General features: G+C 70.3%; 16 protein-coding genes. 2 read left to right on the forward strand and 14 right to left on the reverse strand.

Annotation, left to right across the window (positions count from 1 at the left end):
- Positions 1-247: 247 nt before the first annotated feature.
- The 10 genes from JXZ78_RS01190 to JXZ78_RS01235 all read right to left on the reverse strand — a co-directional run bounded on the left by JXZ78_RS01190 (position 248) and on the right by JXZ78_RS01235 (position 11,288).
- A complete protein-coding gene (locus JXZ78_RS01190) occupies positions 248-1,120 on the reverse strand; it encodes an aminoglycoside phosphotransferase family protein (protein WP_030019550.1) in 873 nt (290 codons plus the stop codon).
- A gap of 177 nt (positions 1,121-1,297) precedes the next feature.
- Positions 1,298-2,269 (reverse strand): sulfate adenylyltransferase subunit CysD, encoded by a 972-nt coding sequence (gene cysD / locus JXZ78_RS01195; protein ID WP_030019549.1) that lies wholly within the window; start codon positions 2,267-2,269, stop codon positions 1,298-1,300.
- Between the two features lie 12 nt (positions 2,270-2,281).
- Positions 2,282-2,821: an adenine phosphoribosyltransferase gene (locus JXZ78_RS01200; RefSeq protein ID WP_030019548.1), complete on the reverse strand. Its 540-nt coding sequence runs from the start codon at positions 2,819-2,821 to the stop codon at positions 2,282-2,284.
- Positions 2,818-4,167, reverse strand: a complete 1,350-nt coding sequence (locus JXZ78_RS01205; RefSeq protein WP_030019547.1) for a sulfotransferase family protein — start codon at positions 4,165-4,167, stop codon at positions 2,818-2,820. Before JXZ78_RS01205 ends, JXZ78_RS01200 begins: the two co-directional genes overlap by 4 nt.
- 7 nt (positions 4,168-4,174) lie before the next feature.
- A complete protein-coding gene (locus tag JXZ78_RS01210; RefSeq protein ID WP_050502352.1) occupies positions 4,175-6,145 on the reverse strand; it encodes a methyltransferase domain-containing protein in 1,971 nt (656 codons plus the stop codon).
- Positions 6,135-6,608: a ferritin family protein gene (locus JXZ78_RS01215; protein WP_050502351.1), complete on the reverse strand. Its 474-nt coding sequence runs from the start codon at positions 6,606-6,608 to the stop codon at positions 6,135-6,137. Before JXZ78_RS01215 ends, JXZ78_RS01210 begins: the two co-directional genes overlap by 11 nt.
- Positions 6,592-7,386, reverse strand: a complete 795-nt coding sequence (locus JXZ78_RS01220; RefSeq protein ID WP_238782599.1) for a class I SAM-dependent methyltransferase — start codon at positions 7,384-7,386, stop codon at positions 6,592-6,594. Before JXZ78_RS01220 ends, JXZ78_RS01215 begins: the two co-directional genes overlap by 17 nt.
- Before the next feature lie 80 nt (positions 7,387-7,466).
- Entirely contained in the window at positions 7,467-8,546 is a 1,080-nt protein-coding gene (locus tag JXZ78_RS01225; RefSeq protein WP_063726061.1) for a sulfotransferase family protein, read from the reverse strand.
- Positions 8,543-10,219, reverse strand: coding sequence for a B12-binding domain-containing radical SAM protein (locus JXZ78_RS01230; RefSeq protein WP_030019543.1), 1,677 nt, complete (start codon positions 10,217-10,219; stop codon positions 8,543-8,545). The genes JXZ78_RS01225 and JXZ78_RS01230 overlap by 4 nt, the downstream gene beginning before the upstream one ends.
- A gap of 31 nt (positions 10,220-10,250) precedes the next feature.
- Entirely contained in the window at positions 10,251-11,288 is a 1,038-nt protein-coding gene (locus tag JXZ78_RS01235; protein ID WP_238782600.1) for a ParB/RepB/Spo0J family partition protein, read from the reverse strand.
- Between the two features lie 108 nt (positions 11,289-11,396).
- Here JXZ78_RS01235 and JXZ78_RS01240 point away from each other — a divergent pair, with 108 nt between their 5' ends.
- Positions 11,397-12,569 carry a sulfatase gene (locus tag JXZ78_RS01240; RefSeq protein ID WP_030019541.1) on the forward strand — a complete coding sequence of 391 codons (1,173 nt, stop codon included), beginning with the start codon at positions 11,397-11,399 and terminating at the stop codon, positions 12,567-12,569.
- Here JXZ78_RS01240 and JXZ78_RS01245 read toward each other — a convergent pair.
- The 3 genes from JXZ78_RS01245 to JXZ78_RS01255 all read right to left on the reverse strand — a co-directional run bounded on the left by JXZ78_RS01245 (position 12,539) and on the right by JXZ78_RS01255 (position 15,454).
- Positions 12,539-13,963, reverse strand: coding sequence for an FAD/NAD(P)-binding protein (locus JXZ78_RS01245; RefSeq protein WP_050502349.1), 1,425 nt, complete (start codon positions 13,961-13,963; stop codon positions 12,539-12,541). The two genes, JXZ78_RS01240 and JXZ78_RS01245, sit on opposite strands and share 31 nt — an antisense overlap.
- Positions 13,960-14,895 carry a dimethylarginine dimethylaminohydrolase family protein gene (locus JXZ78_RS01250; protein WP_238782601.1) on the reverse strand — a complete coding sequence of 312 codons (936 nt, stop codon included), beginning with the start codon at positions 14,893-14,895 and terminating at the stop codon, positions 13,960-13,962. The genes JXZ78_RS01245 and JXZ78_RS01250 overlap by 4 nt, the downstream gene beginning before the upstream one ends.
- Positions 14,896-15,058: 163 nt before the next feature.
- Positions 15,059-15,454: a DUF6027 family protein gene (locus JXZ78_RS01255; RefSeq protein WP_030019538.1), complete on the reverse strand. Its 396-nt coding sequence runs from the start codon at positions 15,452-15,454 to the stop codon at positions 15,059-15,061.
- Between the two features lie 280 nt (positions 15,455-15,734).
- Between JXZ78_RS01255 and JXZ78_RS01260 the strand changes: the two genes are divergently transcribed.
- Positions 15,735-17,066 carry an MFS transporter gene (locus JXZ78_RS01260; RefSeq protein ID WP_050502348.1) on the forward strand — a complete coding sequence of 444 codons (1,332 nt, stop codon included), beginning with the start codon at positions 15,735-15,737 and terminating at the stop codon, positions 17,064-17,066.
- 90 nt (positions 17,067-17,156) lie between these two features.
- Here JXZ78_RS01260 and JXZ78_RS01265 read toward each other — a convergent pair whose 3' ends face one another.
- The gene (locus JXZ78_RS01265; RefSeq protein WP_078624156.1) at positions 17,157-19,619 is read right to left on the reverse strand and encodes a BTAD domain-containing putative transcriptional regulator; all 2,463 of its coding nucleotides are present in this window, start codon (positions 19,617-19,619) and stop codon (positions 17,157-17,159) included.
- Positions 19,620-19,779: the final 160 nt, after the last annotated feature.

Below are 19,779 nucleotides of genomic sequence, written 5' to 3' on the forward strand. Positions count from 1 at the left end.
CGGTGCTGAGGAACAGAAATCGCCGGATCGACGGGCGAGCAGACGGGCAGGCCTTTGACCGTCGTACGACGAGAATTGCCGCGCACTTCCCGCACGTGCACCGAAGGTGGTCCCCTGCTCGATTTCCCAGCAGGCTAACGACGCGCCTCTCGGAGCGTCAAGCGTCATACGCACCGGCCGTCAGCACCTATTCCGCCGAGGAGCCGCACGCGAAATCGTGGGCCCCTCGGCGGCACTGATCGCCCGTTCAGGACGGCGCGGGCAGCCCCAGGGCCCTGGCGGCCCAGGGCAGGGCCACTTCGAGCTGACGCCGCTGAATGTCCCGCACCATCGGCGCTTGCGGAATCAGCGGCAGCCCGGCCCGCGCGGCGAAGAAGCCGGCCACCAGCGCGGCCAGTTCCGGCGGGACGGAAGCCACCTCCTCCGGAGCCGGTCCGCCCTCCAGTCGCAGGCTCGGCAGCCAGAAGGCGACGTCGAACTGCGCGTTGCCGACCGCGGCGTGATTCCAGTCGAACAGGAACGCCCGCCCCTCGCGGAAGCACAGATTGTCGCTGCGGACGTCCAGGTGCAGCAGACTGTCACCGTCCAGCTGCTCCGGGCGCGCCGCCTCGAGCAGTACCGGGAGCGCGCGGTCCAGCCAGGCGGCGGAGCACAGCCCCAGGGACAGGAACGGCTTCGGATCGGCCGCCACCTCCGGCCAGTTGTCCTCGCCCATGTGGGTGGAGCGGGCCGTCGGCAGCCCGGGGGGCGCTTCGTGCCCGGCGACCGCCCGCAAGGTCGCGAGCACCGCGTCGATCTTCCCCTTCGACCAGGGCGGACTCCACTCGCCGTCGGAGAGGTCCTCCAGGACGAGCACCGGAAGTTCCCCGTCGTCGTGCCACCCGAGCACGCGCGGCACCACGTCGAGACGGAGCGCGTCGTAGACTTCGTACTCCCTGCGCAGCCACTCGGCGGTGACGGCGTCGTCGGCGTGCTTGACGAACGCGGTCCGGTCGTCGGCCAGGCGGACGATCCAGCGGCGATTGTTCGTGTAACCCCGCCCCTGGATTCGCTCCGCCGACTTCACTGTCTGCCCCAGCGCCCGTTCGATGCGCAGGGTCTCATCTTCGTGCAAATACATCGGCACACATTAGCATTTTCACTTCTGCCGCATTCCGGAAATCGCCGAATACGTTGAATTCACGCCACCCTTCTGTCCGACGATCGCCGATGCGTCACCGAAGGTCCTTTTATCGGACACTCCGGCGATACCACTCAGCACCTCCGATTCCGTCGGCGGACGGCTGCCGGCGGCACGTCAGAAGTAGCCCTCGCGCTTGCGGTCCTCCATCGCGGCCTCGGACATCCGGTCGTCCGCCCGGCCGGCCCCCCGTTCGGTCAGCCGTGACGCCGCGATCTCGGCGATGACCTGCTCGACCGTCCCGGCGTCGGAGTCCACCGCCCCGGTGCACGACATGTCGCCGACCGTCCGGAAACGCACCGTCCGCCGCTCCAGGGTCTCCGCGTCCTTCGGCCCGCCCCACTCCCCCGGTGACAGCCACATGCCGTCGCGGCGGAACACCGTGCGGGTGTGGGCGAAATAGATGGCCGGAAGCTCGACCTTCTCGCGGGCGATGTAGTGCCACACGTCCAGTTCGGTCCAGTTGGACAGCGGGAAGACGCGTACATGTTCGCCGGGGGCGTGCCGCCCGTTGTACAGCTGCCAGAGTTCCGGCCGCTGCCGGCGGGGGTCCCACGCGCCGAAGTCGTCCCGCAGCGAGAACACCCGTTCCTTGGCGCGCGCCTTCTCCTCGTCCCGCCGGGCGCCGCCGAGCACCGCGTCGTGCCGGCCGGCCGCGATGGCGTCCAGCAGCGGCACCGTCTGCAAAGGATTGCGGGTGCCGTCCGGTCGCTCGCGCAACCGCCCGTCGTCGATGTAGCGCTGCACCGAGGCGACCTGTAACCGGAGCTTGTGCAGGGCCACGGTACGGTCCCGGTGGGCGAGGACTTCCGGGAAATTGTGGCCGGTGTCCACGTGCAACAGCACAAAAGGCAGAGGAGCCGGGGCAAAAGCCTTCAGTGCCAGGTGCAGTACGACGATCGAGTCCTTTCCCCCGGAAAAGAGGATGACCGGCCGTTCGAATTCGCCGGCCACCTCGCGCAGAATGTGCACCGCCTCCGACTCCAGCACGTCGAGGTAGGCCAGAGAACGGACCGGAGGGCGGCCCCCGCTGCCCGGCCCGGCCGCGCCGGTGGCCGTGGAGGCCCGTTCTTCGCCCGCTGCCCGCATCGGCTCCGTCTCCTACGCATCGATCACGGCGTCCACGGGCACCCCGTCGAGGTCGTGTGCCAGCCGCCGGCGCCCCGACAGCGCCCCCAGTTCCAGCATGAAGGCCACGCCGACGACCTCGGCCCCCGCCTCCGCGACCAGGGAGGCGGCCGCCAGAGCGGTGCCGCCCGTCGCCAGCACGTCGTCGACCACGACCACCCGGTCCTTCGGTCCCAGGGCGTCACACTGGAGCTCGAACTCGTCCGTCCCGTATTCCAGTTCGTACACTCGGCGGAACGTCCTGCCGGGCAATTTGCCGCTCTTGCGGATGACCGCGAACCCCAGCCCGGACCGTACGGCCACCGGCGCGCCCAGCACGAATCCGCGGGCCTCGAGTCCGACGACCATGGTGGCTTCGCGGCTGCGGCACACGTCGGCCAGTGCGTCCACGAGTGCGGTGAACGCAATCGGGTCAGCCAGTAGAGAGGCGTAGTCCTTGAACAGCACACCGGGATACGGATGGTCCGGCACATCGCGGATGTAGCCGGCCAGCCACGTGGCCAGCGGCATCATCTCCATTCCGACCGGTCCCGATAGCCGAGGCGCTCGGCCATGTCCGCGGTTTTCCGGCCGATGGCCGGCTCGATCAACGCCGCGCGCTCCGTCCAGCGCCACCCTCGCGGACGTGCGGTCGCCACGACCGGCCGGATGCCGTGGTGCACCGCCCTTCGGAATGCACCGGTCAGGGGGACACCGAGCCATTCGCCCATCTTCTCGAAAGAGGCGATCCGGCCCGCCGAGCCCGCGGTCAGGTCTTCGAAACGGACGGTCATACGGTCGATCGAAGCGTCGCCGAGATGACCGAGCACCGCCTCGTGGGCGCTGCGCCACTGGAACGCGCAGACTTCGGCCAGTGGCGCGCCGGTGTACTCCTCCCAGCCGGGTGGGAGGTCGAACTTCCACCACCACTGGTTGTCCTCGTTCTGCTCGGCATACCCGTGAATGCCCAGCGGTTTCTCCATCCGGTGCGCGTGAAAACCATGATGGCGCCACCCGTCGTAGAGACCGTTGACGGAAGCGGCCGGATTCCGGGTCAGGTGCAGTACCCGGAAGCGAGCGTTGGGGAAGAGCGACCGCAGGAAAGGCAGGCGATACGCATTGCTCGGTGTCTTGACGACCAGGGGCTTGTCGTGCAGGTCGGCGGCGTCCGCCCGGCGCCAGGGACGTGCCACGACGAACGGTGGCTCCTCCACGAGAAAGTCCCCCGGCGCCCGTGGTCCGGTGTCCACGAACGGATTCCCGCGCTCGGCTTCTTTCGGCAGGTCGTAGTACCGCGGATCGACCGGCAGGCCCCGCTCGGACAGTTCCTCCAGTACGGCCAGCAGACACCTGGCCTCGTGGGATCCCTCCGGCGCGTCCGCGGACCGGCGGTACGGACGTGCGCGCCACGCGCGACGGACCGTCTCGACGAGTTCCAGCGGTTCCAGCGGCAGTTCCGGCCATTGCACGATCAGCCGCCAGGCCATGTCGGCACAGACCTGGTTCTCGTCGCGCTCCTGGGCCGCGCTCCCCGCGTCCCGCGCCATTTCCTCGGCCAGTACCGAACGCGCCCAGGGTTCCAACGCGGTCGCGTGCTCGGCGCCCAGCGCGTCGGAGCCGGTACGGCTCTCCGGGTGGCCGAGCCCGGCCAGGCGGAGAAAGGGATTGGTCTCCGCCTGGAAATGCAGCAGCTCACGGGAGTACCGGAGGATCTCGGCCACCATGCTGGAGCCACCGCGGGAACTGCAGGCGAGCACCACGACCTCGCCGACCCTGCCGAGGAAATCCGGCACGGCAGGGCCGCGCAGGGGCCGCAGCGCTTCCAGGCGTTCGTGCAACGTGGCGAGCCCCTGCGGCGCACTGACAGAATGCGTGGTCATCCGGCCATCACCGCGGTTTCCGCAGCGAATAGACACACCAGCGCCACTGGTCGTTGATGGACCCGTCGGCCAGCACCTCGAACGGGTGGGCTTCACGCACCTCGCGCGGCGCTTCGTAGAACAGCCGCTGGATCTCCCGGCGATGCGCCGGGGTGGTCTCGTGGGTGTCGATCCACTGGTCGATGGATTCCCACAGCAGATATTCGGTCATCCGGACGTCCTGGAATCCGGCGCCGAGGAGCAGGGAGCGGAAATCCTCCTCACGGAACATCTGGTGCAGCAGCGGCTGTTTCTTCTTGAAGACGCGGTACATCCAGAAGGCGTCCTCGTCCGCGTACGGGACGATCTGCCCCACGATGAACTGCCCGCCGGGCCGCAGGACCCGGAAGATCTCCGACACCGGGCGCTCGGGCTGCGGGAGCAGGTGCAGTACCTCGCGCGTGACGACCAGGTCGAAGGAGTTGTCCGGATAGGGCAGGTCGTAGACCGTGCCCTGGTCCACGCGGTCGAGCCGGGTGGAGGCCAGGGCGACCATCTCGGGGGTGATGTCCAGTCCGACCGTCTCCCCGACCCGGTCCTTGAAGGAGGCGCCCACCACACCGCTGCCGCAGCACACGTCGAGCATCCGGGCGTCGGCCGGCACCTCGCACAGCGCGGCGTGCCGGGCGAGCAGGTCGCCGTCGGTCAGCCAGGCGCAGGAGTCGTGCCAGTTGCGGGAGCGGATACCGAACTGCCGCTGGTACACGGTGTAGTCGATGGCGAGATCGCGCCGCTGCACGCGGGCGGTGCGGCCGGCCAGCCGGGCGGCGAGCCGGGCGCGGGTGGCGTCCAGCACCCGGGCCACGATCCGCCGCCCCAGTTCCTCGTCCTTCTCCATCCGGCGGCTGAACTCGCTGTCGACGGCCTCCTGGACGACCTGGCCCACTTCGGGGTTCTGCAGCCGCTTCTTGGTCTGCCCGTCGAAGCGCGGGTCGTCCATGCGCAAGGAGACGACGGCGGTGAGCCCTTCGAGGACGTCGACGGAGGTGATGCGCTCCCCGAGGTGCGCGTCCAGCATGCCGCGCGCGGTGGCGTAGCGGTTGATGGCCTGGGCCAGTGCCGAGCGGACCGCGTCGACGTGGGCGCCGCCCTGGTCGGTGCGGACTCCGTTGACGAAGCTGCGGATCTCCTCCGTGTAGCCTTCCGTCCACTGGAAGGCCAGTTCCAGGGCGCTGTGGTCGCCGGTGGCGTCGACCACGATCGGCTCGGGGTGGACCACGGAGGCCGCCCGGTTGAGGTGGGCGAGGAAGCCGCGTACCCCCTCCGCGAACGAGAAGCGGGCCCGGGTGCCGGTCGGCTCGTCCGCCAGCGCGACCGTGAGTCCGGGGTGCAGGAAGGCGATCTCCTGCAACCGCTCGGTCAGGGTCCGTACGGAGAAGGCGCAGGCGTCGAAGATCCGCGCGTCCGGCCGGAACGTGACGCGGGTGCCGCTGCCCTCCGCCGCTCCGGCCTTCGTCAGCTCCATCAGGGGTTCGCCGCAGGAGTATTCCTGGTAGTGGTGCACCCCGTCCCGCCGGATGTCCACCCGGAGCCACTCGGCCAGGGCGTTGACGCAGGAGACGCCGACGCCGTGCAGTCCGGCCGAACGGCTGTAGGCCGAGCCGCCGAACTTGCCGCCCGCGTGGAGGGTGGTGAGGACGACCTCGCACGCCGGGCGGCCGGTGTCCTGGTGGACGTCCACCGGGATGCCCCGCCCGTCGTCCTCCACCGTGCAGGAGCCGTCCGTGTGCAGGGTGACCGACAGCTCGCGGGCGTGGCCCGCCTCGTGTTCGTCGACGGCGTTGTCGAGCAGCTCGAAGACCAGGTGGTGCAGGCCGTCGGGACCGGTGGAGCCGATGTACATCGAAGGGTTGCGGCGTACCGCCTCCAGCCCGGAGAAGACCATGATCGCCGATGCGTCGTAGGTGACGGCCGCGGCCGTCCGCGAATCATCGGTCATGGCGGGCTCCCGTGAGTGCGGGGTCACCGGCGGATTCGTCCGAGTGCCGGGACATCTCCTGCAGCGCGGCGTCGAGCCGGGCCGTGTGCTTCTTCTTCAGCGCCATGAGCGTGGTGAGCCAGCTGGCCAGGTCCGCGCCGCCCTCGTCGAGTGCGGCGGCGGTCAGACGCGGGTAGGCCTCACCGGACTGCTCCAGCGCGGCCGTCACGGACGAGGCCAGGTTCAGCGGGGTGTCCCCCACGTCCCGGAAGCCCGTGGCGGGGGTGACGTCGCGCAGGACGTCGAGGTGACCGTGCGCGGCGCACACGATGCTGTCGGCCAGGTCGGTGAACAGCTCCGCGACCTGGGTGTGGCCTTCCGTCTCGGCTATCTGCGCGAAGTAGGCGTAGCGCAGCGCGGTGGTGGCCTCCGCCGCGAACACCGCGCGCAGTTCGGCCGCCAGGCTCTCACTCGGCTGTGTCATGGGGCTCCTCACCGGCTCCGCCGCCCGTCGCGGCCGGCTTGGTCCCCGCCGCCACGACGAACAGCATGTGGTCGACGATGCGGCCGGCCGCCTCCCGGACCGCGTGCAGGGACCTGAATTCCTCGGTGGCGTCCCGGTAGGCGGCCCGGATCGCCTCGCGCCGCTCCTGGCCGATGGCGCCGTTGTCGGACCAGACGTCCACGTCCTCGGCGGAGATGTGGCGGCGGGTGCGCACCGGGTCGCAGCCCGCCCCGCGCAGGAGGTCCGCCGGGTCCTCCGGAAGGAAGAAGTGGCGGCGGACGGGGTTGCGCAGCCGGAGGATCTCGAAGTACGTGTCCCGGTCGTGCGGCCCGTACGCGCACAGGTTCACCAGGACGACCCGGCCGCCGGGGCGCACGACCCGCACCATCTCCTCGACGGCGTCGGGGAGGTCCATGAACTGCATGCCCTGCCGGCACACCACGAGATCGAACTCGCCGTCGTCGAACGGCAGCTTCTCGGCCGGCGCCACCACCAGCCGGTCCAGGAAGGGCGCGGCCTGCTCCGCCATCTCCGCGGTGAGGTCCAGGCCGACCACTTCGGCCACCCGCCCGGCGAAGAGGCGGGAGACCAGACCGGTGCCGCAGGCGACGTCCAGGACCCGGTCGCCGGGGGCCGGCGAGCCGAGGCCGAGGACGATCTCGCCGAGCCCCTGGTCGGTGCACCAGGAACTGGACCGGTCGTAGGTGGCGGCACGCATTCTGAAGTGCTCGGTCACGTCATCTCGCGTGATCGGCAAGGAAGGACCTCCCTTTCGTGTTCTCCGGTTACGTCACCACCCGCGGGCGCCGCCCGCGCTCGGGGCCGGCCGGGTGGCTGTCAGGCCGTACTGCGTCGTGCGGCGAGCGGTGCGGTCAGGGCCGGCCGGCGCCGGAGCCGCACCCGGGCGTGCGCCCTGACACGCAACCACCGCACATAGACGTCCCTGCCGAGCCGCAGGGAGTAGTTCCGGTCCTGTCTGAGCGACCGGAACTCCACCCGCAGCCGCAGGGCCGCCGACCGCACGGCCAGCTCCACCGGGGAGGGGGTGGGGCAGGCGTGCGCGTCGGGGTGGACGGGGTAGCCGAGGCCGCTCTTCAGCGGCCCCGTCACCTTGTCCACCAGCAACCGTTCGCCCGGGGTCAGACCGGCCTGGTGGGCGCCGATCCGGTCGGTGGTGACCGGTGTCCCGGCGTTCCGCCATGCTTCGGCCCAGCCGGCCGTGTGACGGGCGGCCGGCGAGCGGTGGTGTTCCAGCATGGCCGGGTGGGGTTCCTCGGCCAGGAAGGAGCAGAGCCGCTCGATCTCCTCCCGTGGGCGCGAGACCAGGTCCTCGTAGCGCAGCAGATGGACCGACTCCGGCCCCCACCTGGACAGCGCGGCCCTGGCCTGTTCCTGCTGCCGTCGCCACAGCTGGGCCATGCGGTAGGGGTGGCTGTAGCCGAAGATGGACCGCTTGGCCGAGGAACCGACGTCGCAGGGGTCCCTGACCAGCCAGACGAAGCGCGCTTCGGGGAAGTGCGCCAGCGCCTCGTCCACGTGGTCCACCATGAAGGTGCTCTTGCACCCCCAGCGCGCGGCGCCCTCGGCCTCCCGGTACTGGTCGTACACGGCGGCCACCACCCCGAACAGGGTGGGGGCCGCCTCCTCCACCACGCGCCGGGGGTCGATCGTGTGCTGCCAGGGGTGGATGTGCCGCCGCAGCAGCCCTACGGCGTCCTCGGCGGCCTTCCGGCGGTTGGCCGCGACGGTCAGGTCGCCGTAGGAGCCGGCGGGCGTGGCCAGGTAGCGCATGAAGTGCGGCGGGTGCGGGACGCAGATCCGTGGATGCGCGTCCAGGATCAGGCGCAGCAGGTTCGACCCGGACCGTTCGGTGCCGATGATGAAGATCGGGCTCTGCGGCCCCGGCGTCGTCTTCATGCGCCACCGAGGGCCGCGGCGCGGCGCATCATCTCGGCCCCGCTCGGCATGAGACGGCTGCCGAGTGCGGCGACCTCGGGGGAGGCGCACTGGTCGAGGGTGAAGCGCCCGGATCCGGGCGCCAGCCCGCCGGCCGCCGAGCTCCACTTCTCGCGCCAGCCGGTTCCGGCGTAGGACGTGGAGCGGTCCAGGCCGTCGTGCGGCTGCGGGTGGAAGTACCAGAAGTTCTCCGGGTAGTGCTTGAAGTCCATGACGGGCCCGGGCTGGTAGGCGTCGTAGATGCGCTGGTAGGCGTCGCGGCAGGCGCCTTCGGACAGTCCGCTGATGTTGAGGAACTCGTCCTCGTGCAGGGCCTGTTCGATGGACAGCCAGTTGAGGTGGTCGATCTCGGAGCGGATCAGCCCGGAGGCGATGGCCTGTTTGTAGACCGTGGTCCCCGGCATGGCCGACAGGTACTTGACTCGGGTCACGTGGTTGTACGTCTCGGCGAACTGGACCATGTGGTTGAGGGACTCGTTGCTCTCGTTCGGCAGGCCGACGATGAGCAGGGAGCCGAACCGCACATCGTTCTCGAAGGTGGTCCGCATCGCCCGTACGGTCAGGTTCTCGCTGCTGCCCTTGCGGGCCTCCCGGAGCACTTCCGTGCCCAGCGACTCCACTCCGTAGAGGATGATGTCGCAGCCGGAGTCCCGCATGGCGGTGATGCGCGGGGTGTCCATGTCGGCGCACCGGGTCAGGCACGTCCAGCGGATGTCGTGGTCCTTGATGGCGTCGCAGATCTCTATCGTCTGCCGGCGGTGGGAGCTGAAGGTCAGGTCGACGAAGAAGCAGAAGTCGACGCCGTACTGCTCCTTCAGCCAGGCCATGTCCCGGTCCATCTTCTCCTGGGACTTGGCCCTGACCTGGGGTGTCGTGCGGTAGCAGAAGGAGCAGTCCATCTTGCAGCCGCGGCTGTACGAGGAGATGATCTGCGGTTGCATCCCCATGGGGCTGTGGTACTGGGGCCACAGGTCGAGCCGCATCCTGGGCAGCGAGTCCAGGTCCATCATCTGGCCGCGGGCCCGGGTGCGCTTGGGCTCCCCCTCGGGGGTGCGGTAGCAGATGCCCCGGACGTTGGGCAGGTCCTGCTCCCACTTGCCGGCGGCGAAGCTCTCCATGAGTTCGAGGATCGTGATCTCGCCCTCGCTGATCACGGCGACGTCGCACGCCGTGCTCTCCATGAACACATGGGGCACCGAGGTCACCAGGGATCCGCCGCAGATGATGGGGACGTCCGGTTCCGCGTCGCGGACCATCTGCATCAGTTCCCGGCAGAACGGGAAGTTGTCCTCGAAGGTGCACACGCCCAGCACGTCGGTCTGGCCGACGATCTGGTCGTAGGCGGTCTTGAGCGGGTTCAGCGCGTACCGCACGTCGACGATCCGTACCGGGAAGCCGGCGTTGTGCAGCACCGTCGAGATGTAGGAGGCGCCCTCGTAGGGCGAGGTCAGGAAGAACTCCCAGCCGCGCGGCATGCTGAACGGGGACGGGCCGACGACCAGGGTGAAGCTCGGGAGGGAGGGATCCGTGGGCACCGGCTCGTCGTCCTGCTCACGCATCTGCCGCATATAGCGCTGGTCGACGGCCTCGTCGGCATTCGAGTACAACTCCAGCGCCAAGGATTTCTGTGCCATGAGTACTCCCTAGTTGCCAGGTGATGTGTCCTTATCCGCTGGCCTGCTGATCGTGCGACACCACGATCCGGCGCACCTGGTCGGCGAATTCACGCCATGAATCCGCACAGCCGTCGGCGAGTTCGGCCACCATTTCCGCCCAGTGCGGCGGGACACCGTCCACGAGGTGGCCACCCGCCTCCATGAGCAGCTCTTGCGCGTCGAACAGCCGTAAGAGCGTCCGACCCATTTCGGTGAAACGGATCGACGGGTCTTTCTTGAGGGTGCGATGCAGCTCCGAAATATCCTGGAGGGGCTGCCCGTTGGTGGTCTTCCCCGCCGGCTTGCGGTCTCCCAACTGCGGCGTGGGGCGCCCGGCCGCGTTCTTCCGCTTGCTCGCCGGAGCGGAGACTTCACGATAGCGCACCGGCACCGGGTCCCGGCCTGAACGCAGACGTTCACGCACATCGTGTGCTGTACCCAGGGATATCCCGACCGTGGTGGCGACTTCGCGCAGCGGCATGCCAGGGTGGTCCGTCATCACCCGGGCGGCCTCCTTCCGCAGCTCCGACATGTCCAGCGGCCGGGTCCGGCCGTCATTGCCGATACGGGCGTTCGACTGAGGAATTTCCTCACTCGAACGCCGCCGGACGGCCGCGACCGTCTTGGGGGACAGACCGCTCACCCGGGCCACGGACCGGTCGGAGAGATGGGGGTGCGACCGTACGATGCGTGTCGCCGCGGCGGTGCGCTCCTCCAGCGAAAGCGGCAGCCCGTGCCGCACATTGCTCTCCACCGCCAGGACGAAGACGTCCGCCTCCGAACCGTCGAAGAATGTGCAGCGGATGGTCCGGTCGCCACGCTGGACCGCTACCTGGAGCCGGTGCATTCCGTCCAGAACCCGCATGGTGGGACGGTGTACGAGAATGGGGGGAAGGCTCGCTCCGGAGGCGAGCAGCAGTTCCACGTGCTCTCGGTTGAGTCCGCCGGAACGAGGGGAATCATTCGAGCTGCGCAGTTCCTTCAATGACACCAGGTGCAGGGAGTCTTCGGCCGGTCCGGGTTCGCGCACATTGCCGAGGTCTTGCAACAGCGACCTCCTCAGAAGCACTCCTCCAAGGTCGCCCACCAGTCTATGCACGTTCAGTCAATAGCCGATCAACAGCGGATCTACGCGTCAAGCGGAAGGACGCCAACCGTGACGAGTCTCGTGCTCATCTCCCTCGACACCGTTCGGGCGGACGTCGCCTATTCCGGGAAGATGCCCGGAATCGAGGCGCTGCGCCGACGGGGTACGACCTTCCGGCAGGCCATCTCGTCCGCCCCCCTGACCCCGATCAGCCATGCCAGTGTGTTCACCGGACTGCAGCCGGCCCGGCACGGCATCCGCCATCTGCTGCGCGAGCAACTGCGGGCGGACACCACGACGTTGGCGGAGCGCCTGCAAGCGGCGGGGTACGCCACCGGCGCGGTGGTGTCCTGCCCGGGGCTCAACCGGTGGTACGGCATGGACCGCGGCTTCGACCACTACGACGACGAGATCCCCCGCCTGCCCGACGGCAGTGACCCCCTGACCGTCAACGACGTCAAGCTGCGCGGCCTGGCGCTCAAGCGGGCCCCGTTGGTGGCGGACCGCGCGGCCGCCTGGGCGGAACGCCAGGAGGGCCCCTTCTTCCTGTTCGCGCACTTCTTCGACGCCCACTGGCCGTACGAGCCCCCGGAGGACTTCTGCCCGGACGCCGCCAACCCCTACGAGGGCGAGGTGGCGTACAGCGATCACTATCTCCAACTGCTGTTCCGCAGGCTGGAAAAGGCCGGGCACCCGCTCGACGACCTGCTGGTCGTGTGCTTCTCCGACCACGGGGAGGACCTGGCCGGCTGGTACCCCAACGATCACTCCGGCGAACTCGGCCACGCCTACGAGGAGGGGCACGGGTGCCTGCTGTTCGACACGACGCAGCACGTCCCGCTCATCATCGGCGGGCCGGACGTGCCCCGGGGCCGCGAGATCACCGAACAGGTCCGGCTGGTGGACATCGCTCCCACCATTCTGGAGCTGCTGGGTCTGGACCCGTACAAGGACGGACCCGACGGCAGCTCACTCACCGAGTTCTTCGGTCAGCAGGCGCCCGCGGCCCGGCCCGCCTACTCCGAGACGTACCACCCGGAGGAGCGGCGGTCGGACGGGCGTTACCCGGATCTGCTGCCCCTGGCGTCGATCCGGCTGAGTGAGGGGGACAGCCGCCAGAAGGTCATCTGGCAGATCGGCGGTGACCGGGTGGAACAGTACGACCTGGCCGCCGACCCCGACGAGCTGCACGGCCGGACCCTGTCCTGCCGTCAGAGCGACGAGGCCCGGCCGGAGTGGTGAAGGGCCTCGGCCGGCCCGGCGGGCGGTGAGCCGAGGATGTCGTCCGCGAGCTGTGCGGCCTGCGCGCGGATCTCCGCGATGGCCGTGGTCTCCCACTGCGAGCCCCGCCGCAGCGGGCCGATGGCCAGCAGGGCCGGGTCGGGCCGCCCCGCGCGGTCGAGCAGCCGTCCGCGACGGTCCGTGGCCATACCCAGCCGCAGGGCGTCGGGGACGGCCAGTCCGTCCCGCAAGAGCCAGCTCAGCAGCGGATCGGCCGAACCGGTGATGTCCCGCCCGAAACCGGTGCAGTTGATCACCCAGTCGTAGCGCACGGGCACCGCCCCGGCACCGACGTCGAGCCCGGCGACGACCCCGCGCGGGCACGCGCGCAGATAGGCCGCCCGTCCCTTACGGGCTCGCAGGCGGCCCGAGCCGAGCGCGCGTCCGAGCCGGTGGGCGGTGACCGGCGGCAGCCGATGACGGTGCACGTCCCAGTACGTACCGAAGCGCCCCAGGAAGTCCCGCTGGTCGTCGGCGTCGAGCCGGCCCCACAGCTCGCCGGTGCAGGGGCGCAGCGCGTCGATGATCTCCCGCCAGCATTCCGGGCTCCTGCGCATCTCGGAGCGGACCGTGCTCACGAGCCGCGCCAGGGTGAGCCGGTCGTCCGCCAGCAGAGCGCCCACGACGTTCGGGTGCCCTCCGTGCGAGCATCCGGAGCCGTGCGGCCGGGGCAGCAGCCCGTGCCGGGACACGGCGTCGACGCGGACGCCCACCGAGCTGCCGAGCAGGCTGAGCCCGATGTCCACCGCGGTCAGTCCGTTGCCCAGCAGCAGCACCGAGGAGTGGTCGGCCACCGCCGGGAAGCCGCTGTGCCAGGGAGAGCGCACGTACCGCGGTCCCGCCTGCGCCGAAGCGAACGGATCGCGCCAGGTGGCCGCGTTCCCCATGGCGAACACGACATGGTCCGCCGCCACGCACCGGCCGTCGGACAGCGCCACCACCGGCCGCGGGAGGCCGGGAAGCACCCGGCGCGCACGGCGCCGTACGTGCCACAGCTGCCCGGTCTCCGCCGTGCGCTCCCGGGTCTCGCGCAGCGTGTCGGCCAGATAGGCGCCGTACGTACCGCGCGGCATGTAATGGCCGGCGGGCGTGTCCGGTTCCCGGCGTCTCAGCCAGGCGACGAGGTGTCCGGGGTCGTGGGCCCACGCGCCGGAACGTTCCATCGGCGTGTTCATCAGGTGCCGGGGATCGCGCGACGCGTAGGCGGTGCCGCGGCCCAGCTCGTCGGACGGTTCGATCAACGAGATCCGCACCGGGCGGCGGGCCGCCGCGCTCGCCTCCAGCAGGTGGACGCAGGCCAGGGTTCCGCTGGCTCCGCCGCCGATGACGGCCACCGAGACCGCGTTCCGGTTCACGGCCTCCTCCCGGCCGGCGTGCCGGCGTCGTCGCGCAGCAGAATGCCGGTGAGACAGCCGAGGGCTCCCGCGGCCTTCACGTACTCCCCCACCTCCACGGTGTCCACGTGCAGGCCGGCTGCCTCCAGACGCCGCCGGGTGTCCGGACAGCCGGCGGGCATCAGCACGACCCCCGGCGCGAGCGTGACCAGGTTCATGGCCCGCCTCCGCACCACCTCGTCCTCCGCCGGCAGCTCGATCACCTCGTACCCGTGCTCGTACAACAGGGCGCGCAACTCCGCGGTGGCCGCCGCCGCGTGCAGCAGTACGCGCCGGTGGTCGACGAAGACCAGGGAGCCGAGGAGGTGCTGCACCCCGGGGCCGAGCGGTACGACGACGGTCCGCACACCTTGGCGCCCCAGTTCGTCGCGGACGACCGCCGCGCCCTCCGGGTTGGTGCGGAAGCCGCAGCCCACCACGACCGTGTTCTTCCCCAGCCACAGGGCATCCGCGCCCTCGAAGGTGGCCGTGCCGGCCGGGGTCCTCAGCAGGGGGACGCCGAGGGCGGCCAGGGCGACTGCCGCGAACCGCTCCTCGCCTGCTCGCTGGGCGGATGCGGGGCGGGCGAGCACCACACCCTGCGGTGTCGCGAGAAAGAGGTCCCGCATGAAGATCAGGTTGGGCCCCGCGTGGGCGGGGGGCCGGACGATGTGGACGGTCACGCCGTGCCGGAGGTACGCCTCGGCCACCGCGTCCGCCTGTTCCCGTATCCGTCCCAGGTCGACCCTGGCGGACATCAGGTGGCCGCGGGGCGCGTCACCGGCTGCCTCCAGGCTGTCCGGCGGCCGGGCGAGCACCACTTCCCGCAGCGGGGCCACCTCCGACCGGTAACCGCACCGGTGCCACAGTGTTCCGGCCGCCACCTCCTCGTGGTGCGCGGCGGTGCGGGGCACCCAGCCGTCACCGCCCAAGTCGCTCGGCGCGGCTTGGCGCGTGGCAAGGCGCAGCCCGACCGTGCCACCGTATCGACCGGTCCGTTCCACTCGGCCCTCCAGCCTTCGTCGGCCCTGAAAACGCGGGGTGATACGGCGCTCGGGTGCTCCGGAGCCGCTGTTGTCAGTCGCGTTGCGGCGGATACACCGTGGGGTCGTCCAGCGGGACCTTCAACCACGAGATCATCTGGCGGAGTTGGTGATACGCCCGGAGCCGTTCCTCGTCGTCGTCCTTCTCCTCCGCCGCCGCGATCGGCTCCCAGAGCCGGGGCACCATCACCGGCCCGATCTCCAGGAGGCCGCCGCTCCCTCCAGTGGCCCATTTGGCGAGCACGTACCGCACGATGGCGCCGACGGGGATGTCCAGGTTGCGGGACATGCCGCGCACCGTCTCCAGCGGGTCGAGCAGTCCGTAGGCGAGGACGTCCGACTTGAAGTTCGCATGCCGGTCGTCCGCGTCCCAGCTGCCTTTCCAACGACGCAGACATATTACTTCCGAACCGTCGTCCGCGGTCCAGATGTCAGGCGTTTCCGGGTGAGCGTTCACGTAACTCTCCACGGTCCATGGACATTTCCTGGATTAAGCCATGGCCGGCCGGTCTCCGGCAAGGGCGCCCCGGGCTCTCTGGACAGTCGGCCGGAAACCGGAGTAAAACCGGTGACACGCGCCGCAGCGGTTTCGCCGACCGTACGGACAGGCGATATCGACAGCCGATCCCGCGTTTTCCCCGGGCCCCGGGATTCCGGCCGGCGACCGCGCCCGGCCGTCGCATTGTTCCCGGTTCCCGGAAGGAGTTCCCTTGAATGCTTCGCCGGCCACCACCGCGACGAAGTCCGTAGCCGTCCGCACCAGCGGCTCCACGACCAGGCAGGTCCTCCTGGCGAGCACCATCGGAAGCGCCATCGAATGGTACGACTTCTACCTCTACTCGACGGCCTCCGTGCTGATCATCGGGCCGTTGTTCTTCCCCGGGAGTTCCTCGACGGCGACCATGCTGGCCACGTTCGCGACCTACGCCGCCGGGTTCGTGGCCCGGCCGCTGGGCGGCGTGCTCATCGGGCACTTCGGAGACCGCGTCGGGCGCAAGAACATGCTGGCCCTCACGCTCCTCGTGATGGGCCTCGCCACCTTTCTGGTCGGTGTGCTGCCGACCTACGAGCAGGCCGGAATCCTGGCGCCCGCGCTGCTGGTCACCCTACGGATCCTGCAAGGCATCGGCATCGGCGGAGAGTGGGGCGGAGCCGTACTCATGAGCGCGGAGTACGCCCCGCCGGGACGCAGAGGCCTGTGGACCTCCTTTCCCGCGGCCGGGTTCCCGCTGGGGCTGCTGGGCAGCACCGCCGTGATCGAACTGGTGCTCCGGATGCCGGAGCGGCAGCTCCACGCCTGGGGCTGGCGCCTGCCCTTCCTCGCCTCGATCGCCCTGGTGGTTCTGGGCGTGGTCGTACGCCGGAAGGTGGCGGAGTCCCCGGAGTACGTGCGGGCGAAGAGGACGACGGCGGTGGCGGCCCTGCCGGTCCGGGAAGTGCTGCGGAACACCCCCGGCAAGGTGGTGCGCGGCGCCCTGGCCGCACTCGGTCTCGCCGTGATCGTCAGCACCTTCACGGTCCAGCTCTTCACCGCGGCCTCCGCCGGACAGCAGCACACCGCCCGCTCGGTCCTGCTGCTGGGACTGGCGGCCGGCGCGCTGGCCGAGGCTCTGATGCTGCCGGTGTGCGGGGCGCTGTCCGACCGGTGGGGCCGTCGCCCGGTCATTCTGTCCGGGTACGCGGTCTGCGCCCTCCTGGCGGTTCCCGCGCCCTACTGGCTGGCTTCGGGAGAGCCGTGGCTGGTCGTCATGACCTTTGTCCTGGCCATGGGTGTCGGTCATGCCGCGGTGTACGGCGCCTTCTCCTCCTTCCTGGTCGAGATGTTCCCCGTCCAGCAGCGCTATTCGGCACTGGCCGTGACGTATCAGGTCGGCGCGACGATCGCCAGTTTCAGCCCGCTCGTGGCCACGGCCGTCGCCGGATCGGAAAAGGCCACCCTTCCCGGAATACTCATCATGATCGGCTGTTTGGCGCTCGCAGCCGCCGCGGTGGCGAGTTCCCGGCCGGGGCCCGGTGCACCGGGCCAAGAACCTTTGGCGTGAGACCGTGTTCCAGCGCGGTCCGGCCGGCTGCCACCGCGCGGCGGGGTGTGCGCTCCAGCAGTACGGCATCGGCGTATGCCGTCTCGCGGCTCAGCACAATCCGCAGGCGTGCCCGGGAACATTCTCCACGGCTTGCCATCGCTCCGGCGCCTTGTCCTGATCGGGCGGTACGTCGTCCGCCCACCCGGCCAGGGCCCGGCACAGCGCCGCATTGATGGCGGAAGTCGCCTCCCCGGAAAGGTGCCCCCACCGCTTGGCCATGGCCGCGGCTTTCTCGTAATGCGTCACGGCCTCGTCGAAACGCCGCTGGGCCCGTGCCAGCATTCCGAGTCCGTGCAGCGCCTGCCGCGCGATGAACGGATCCTGGCCCTGGCGGGCGGAGTTGATCGCCAGGTCCGCGTAGGTCCGCGCCTCGGTCAGCCATCCCGTCTGGTACGCGGTGACCGCGTAGAGGAACTGGGCCCGCCCCAGCGTCCGCGGCTCGTTCCGTTTCGCGGCCGCGCGCACCAGCGGGGGGACGGCGGCCCGCAACCGCTCGTCCCCCACCGCCCCGGCGAACGGGGACACGGCGATGAGCAGGTCCACGGCACGCGGCAACAGCTCTTCCGCCGCCCCCGCCGGGCGGCGCGCCGCTTGCAGCGCGGCGCCGGATATCGTGGGGACCTCGCTGCGGACCCACTCCCGCGCCTGCCGGAAGTCGGGAAAGGACAGCCCCACGGGGGCCCGCAGACGAAAGGCGTCCTGCACGGGGTCCCCGGGCGCCGCCAGTGCGAACGCGTTGCACGCCGTGGCCAGCAGGTGCTCCAGCAGCCCCCGCAGGGCACGGTCCGACTCGGCCTGGTCGGGCCGGCCGAGCCGTGCGCCGGCCACGGAGCGGGCCACGTACCGTACGCGATACCGTCCGGGCCCGGACGAGCCCAGCAGTGAGTCCGCTCTGAGGGCTTCCAGGACGCGCCCCGCCGTGGGTTCGTCCACCATCAGCACCGCCGCGGCGCTGCGCACCGTGAAGTCCGGGACGCCGGTGGCCGTCAGCCGGCCCAGCGGCGCGAGCTGATCGGGCATCAGGTGCCGGTGGTCCCGGCCGACCGGCCCGTCGGGCGCAGCGGTGACGGAGACACGGCCGCGCCCCGGCGTCTTCTCCGTCAGAGCGACGGCCTCGTCGAGGCTGAGCCTGTCCAGGCCCGCCCGCTCCGACAGGGCGAGGCCGGGCAGGTGGGACCGCGCACTGACGATGACGCCGCACCGGACGCTCGTCGGCATCAGGTCCCGGAGCTGCTCCGCGTCTCGCGCGTCGTCCAGCACCAGCAGGACCCGCCGCGCGTCCAGCATCGAACGGAAGAGGTCGCGGCGTTCGTCCCGGCCGTCGGGAACGACCTGGTGCGGCACGCCCATGGACAGCAGGAATCCGGCCAGGACGGCGGACGGGTCGGCGGGCACCTTGGCGGCACCGCGGAGGTCGGCGTACAACTGGCCGTCCGGGAAGGCGAACTTCACCCGATGGGCCGTGTGCAGGGCCAGCGCGGTCTTGCCGACGCTGGCCGCCCCCGAGATCCCCACGGCGGCGGGTGCGCTCCGCGCCGGGTCGGTCAGCGCCGCACACAGGTGGGAAACCTCGGCCTGTCTGCCGACGAACCCCACGTCCTCCGCCGGAAGCTGGGCGGGAGGCGGCACACGGCATCTCCTCGACCCGACCGGGACCGTGAGGTCGGCCGGACGGTCCGGCTTCCCGTCCGGGTCACCGTGCAGCAAGTCCGTGGGAGGGACACCACTGAGGATGCGCTGTTGCAAAGCGATGAGCTCGGCACCGGGATCTATTCCCTGTTCTTCCAACAGCAGCTTCCGTATGTCCTGGTAGACGTCCAGGGCCTCGGTCTGCCGCCCGACACCGCACAACGCTCGCATGAGCAAACATCGGAACCGTTCATTCAGCGGGTAGGCCCCCACCAGGTCGGTCAGCTCCGGTACGACCAGCCGGTCGCGCCCGGACTCCAGCGCCAGGTCGTAGTGCTCTTCCAGCGTAGCGATCCGCAGCTCTTCCAGACGTGCCCGCTGCCGCGCGGCGAACGGGCCCGGCACGCCGCTCAGCGGCTCGCCCCGCCACAGGTCCAGGGACGCCGACAGCAGCCGCCCGGCCTCCTGTGTCCGGCCCGCCCTCCGCTGTTCGACGGCCCGCTTCATCAGGGACTGGGCGCTTCCGGCGTCCACCGCGGAGGAGTCGGTGGCCAGCCGGTAGCCGTCACCGGCCGATTGCAGCACGGACCGGTCCACGGCTTCCTGCGGTTCCAGGAGCTTGCGGAGCCGCCAGACGTAGGTACGGATCGTCGTCACGGCCCGCTTCGGTGGCTGAAAACCCCACACGGCTTCGATCAGCCCGCTCATCGGCACGGCTTTCCCGCCACTCAGCAGGAGTCCCACGAGAACCGCCTGTTGCTGGGGCGGGCCCACCGGTACCCCGACACCGTTCCGGTGGGCACAGAGAGGCCCGAGAACGTGGAACCGTAAGTCATCCGCCATGGCTCGTCCTGTGGTGTCGGTACCGGAGGGGGAGCACATCGTCACCGCAACAAGAAGAGTTAAAGGTAATGCGAAAGTGTTTGCCCGACCAGAACGGAAGCTTCAAACCCGACGGATCCAGCCGAGTCCGGACCCGCCGGCCCCTGCCTCCTCCCCGCTCCCAGGAGGCCCCGCAGCCAGGGCCGGAACGTCCCCGGCC

Origin of the sequence: Streptomyces monomycini (assembly GCF_022271435.1) — a bacterium.
In the GTDB taxonomy this organism is placed as follows: Bacteria; Actinomycetota; Actinomycetes; order Streptomycetales; family Streptomycetaceae; genus Streptomyces; species Streptomyces monomycini.

Coding starts and splice junctions, on each gene's coding strand:
- JXZ78_RS01225 (WP_063726061.1), bottom strand. CDS start 8,546: ATGAAGACGACGCCGGGGCCGCAGAGCCCGATCTTCATCATCGGCACC.
- JXZ78_RS01200 (WP_030019548.1), bottom strand. CDS start 2,821: ATGATGCCGCTGGCCACGTGGCTGGCCGGCTACATCCGCGATGTGCCG.
- JXZ78_RS01205 (WP_030019547.1), bottom strand. CDS start 4,167: ATGACCACGCATTCTGTCAGTGCGCCGCAGGGGCTCGCCACGTTGCAC.
- JXZ78_RS01190 (WP_030019550.1), bottom strand. CDS start 1,120: ATGTATTTGCACGAAGATGAGACCCTGCGCATCGAACGGGCGCTGGGG.
- JXZ78_RS01210 (WP_050502352.1), bottom strand. CDS start 6,145: ATGACCGATGATTCGCGGACGGCCGCGGCCGTCACCTACGACGCATCG.
- JXZ78_RS01265 (WP_078624156.1), bottom strand. CDS start 19,619: ATGTGCTCCCCCTCCGGTACCGACACCACAGGACGAGCCATGGCGGAT.
- JXZ78_RS01215 (WP_050502351.1), bottom strand. CDS start 6,608: ATGACACAGCCGAGTGAGAGCCTGGCGGCCGAACTGCGCGCGGTGTTC.
- cysD (WP_030019549.1), bottom strand. CDS start 2,269: ATGCGGGCAGCGGGCGAAGAACGGGCCTCCACGGCCACCGGCGCGGCC.
- JXZ78_RS01230 (WP_030019543.1), bottom strand. CDS start 10,219: ATGGCACAGAAATCCTTGGCGCTGGAGTTGTACTCGAATGCCGACGAG.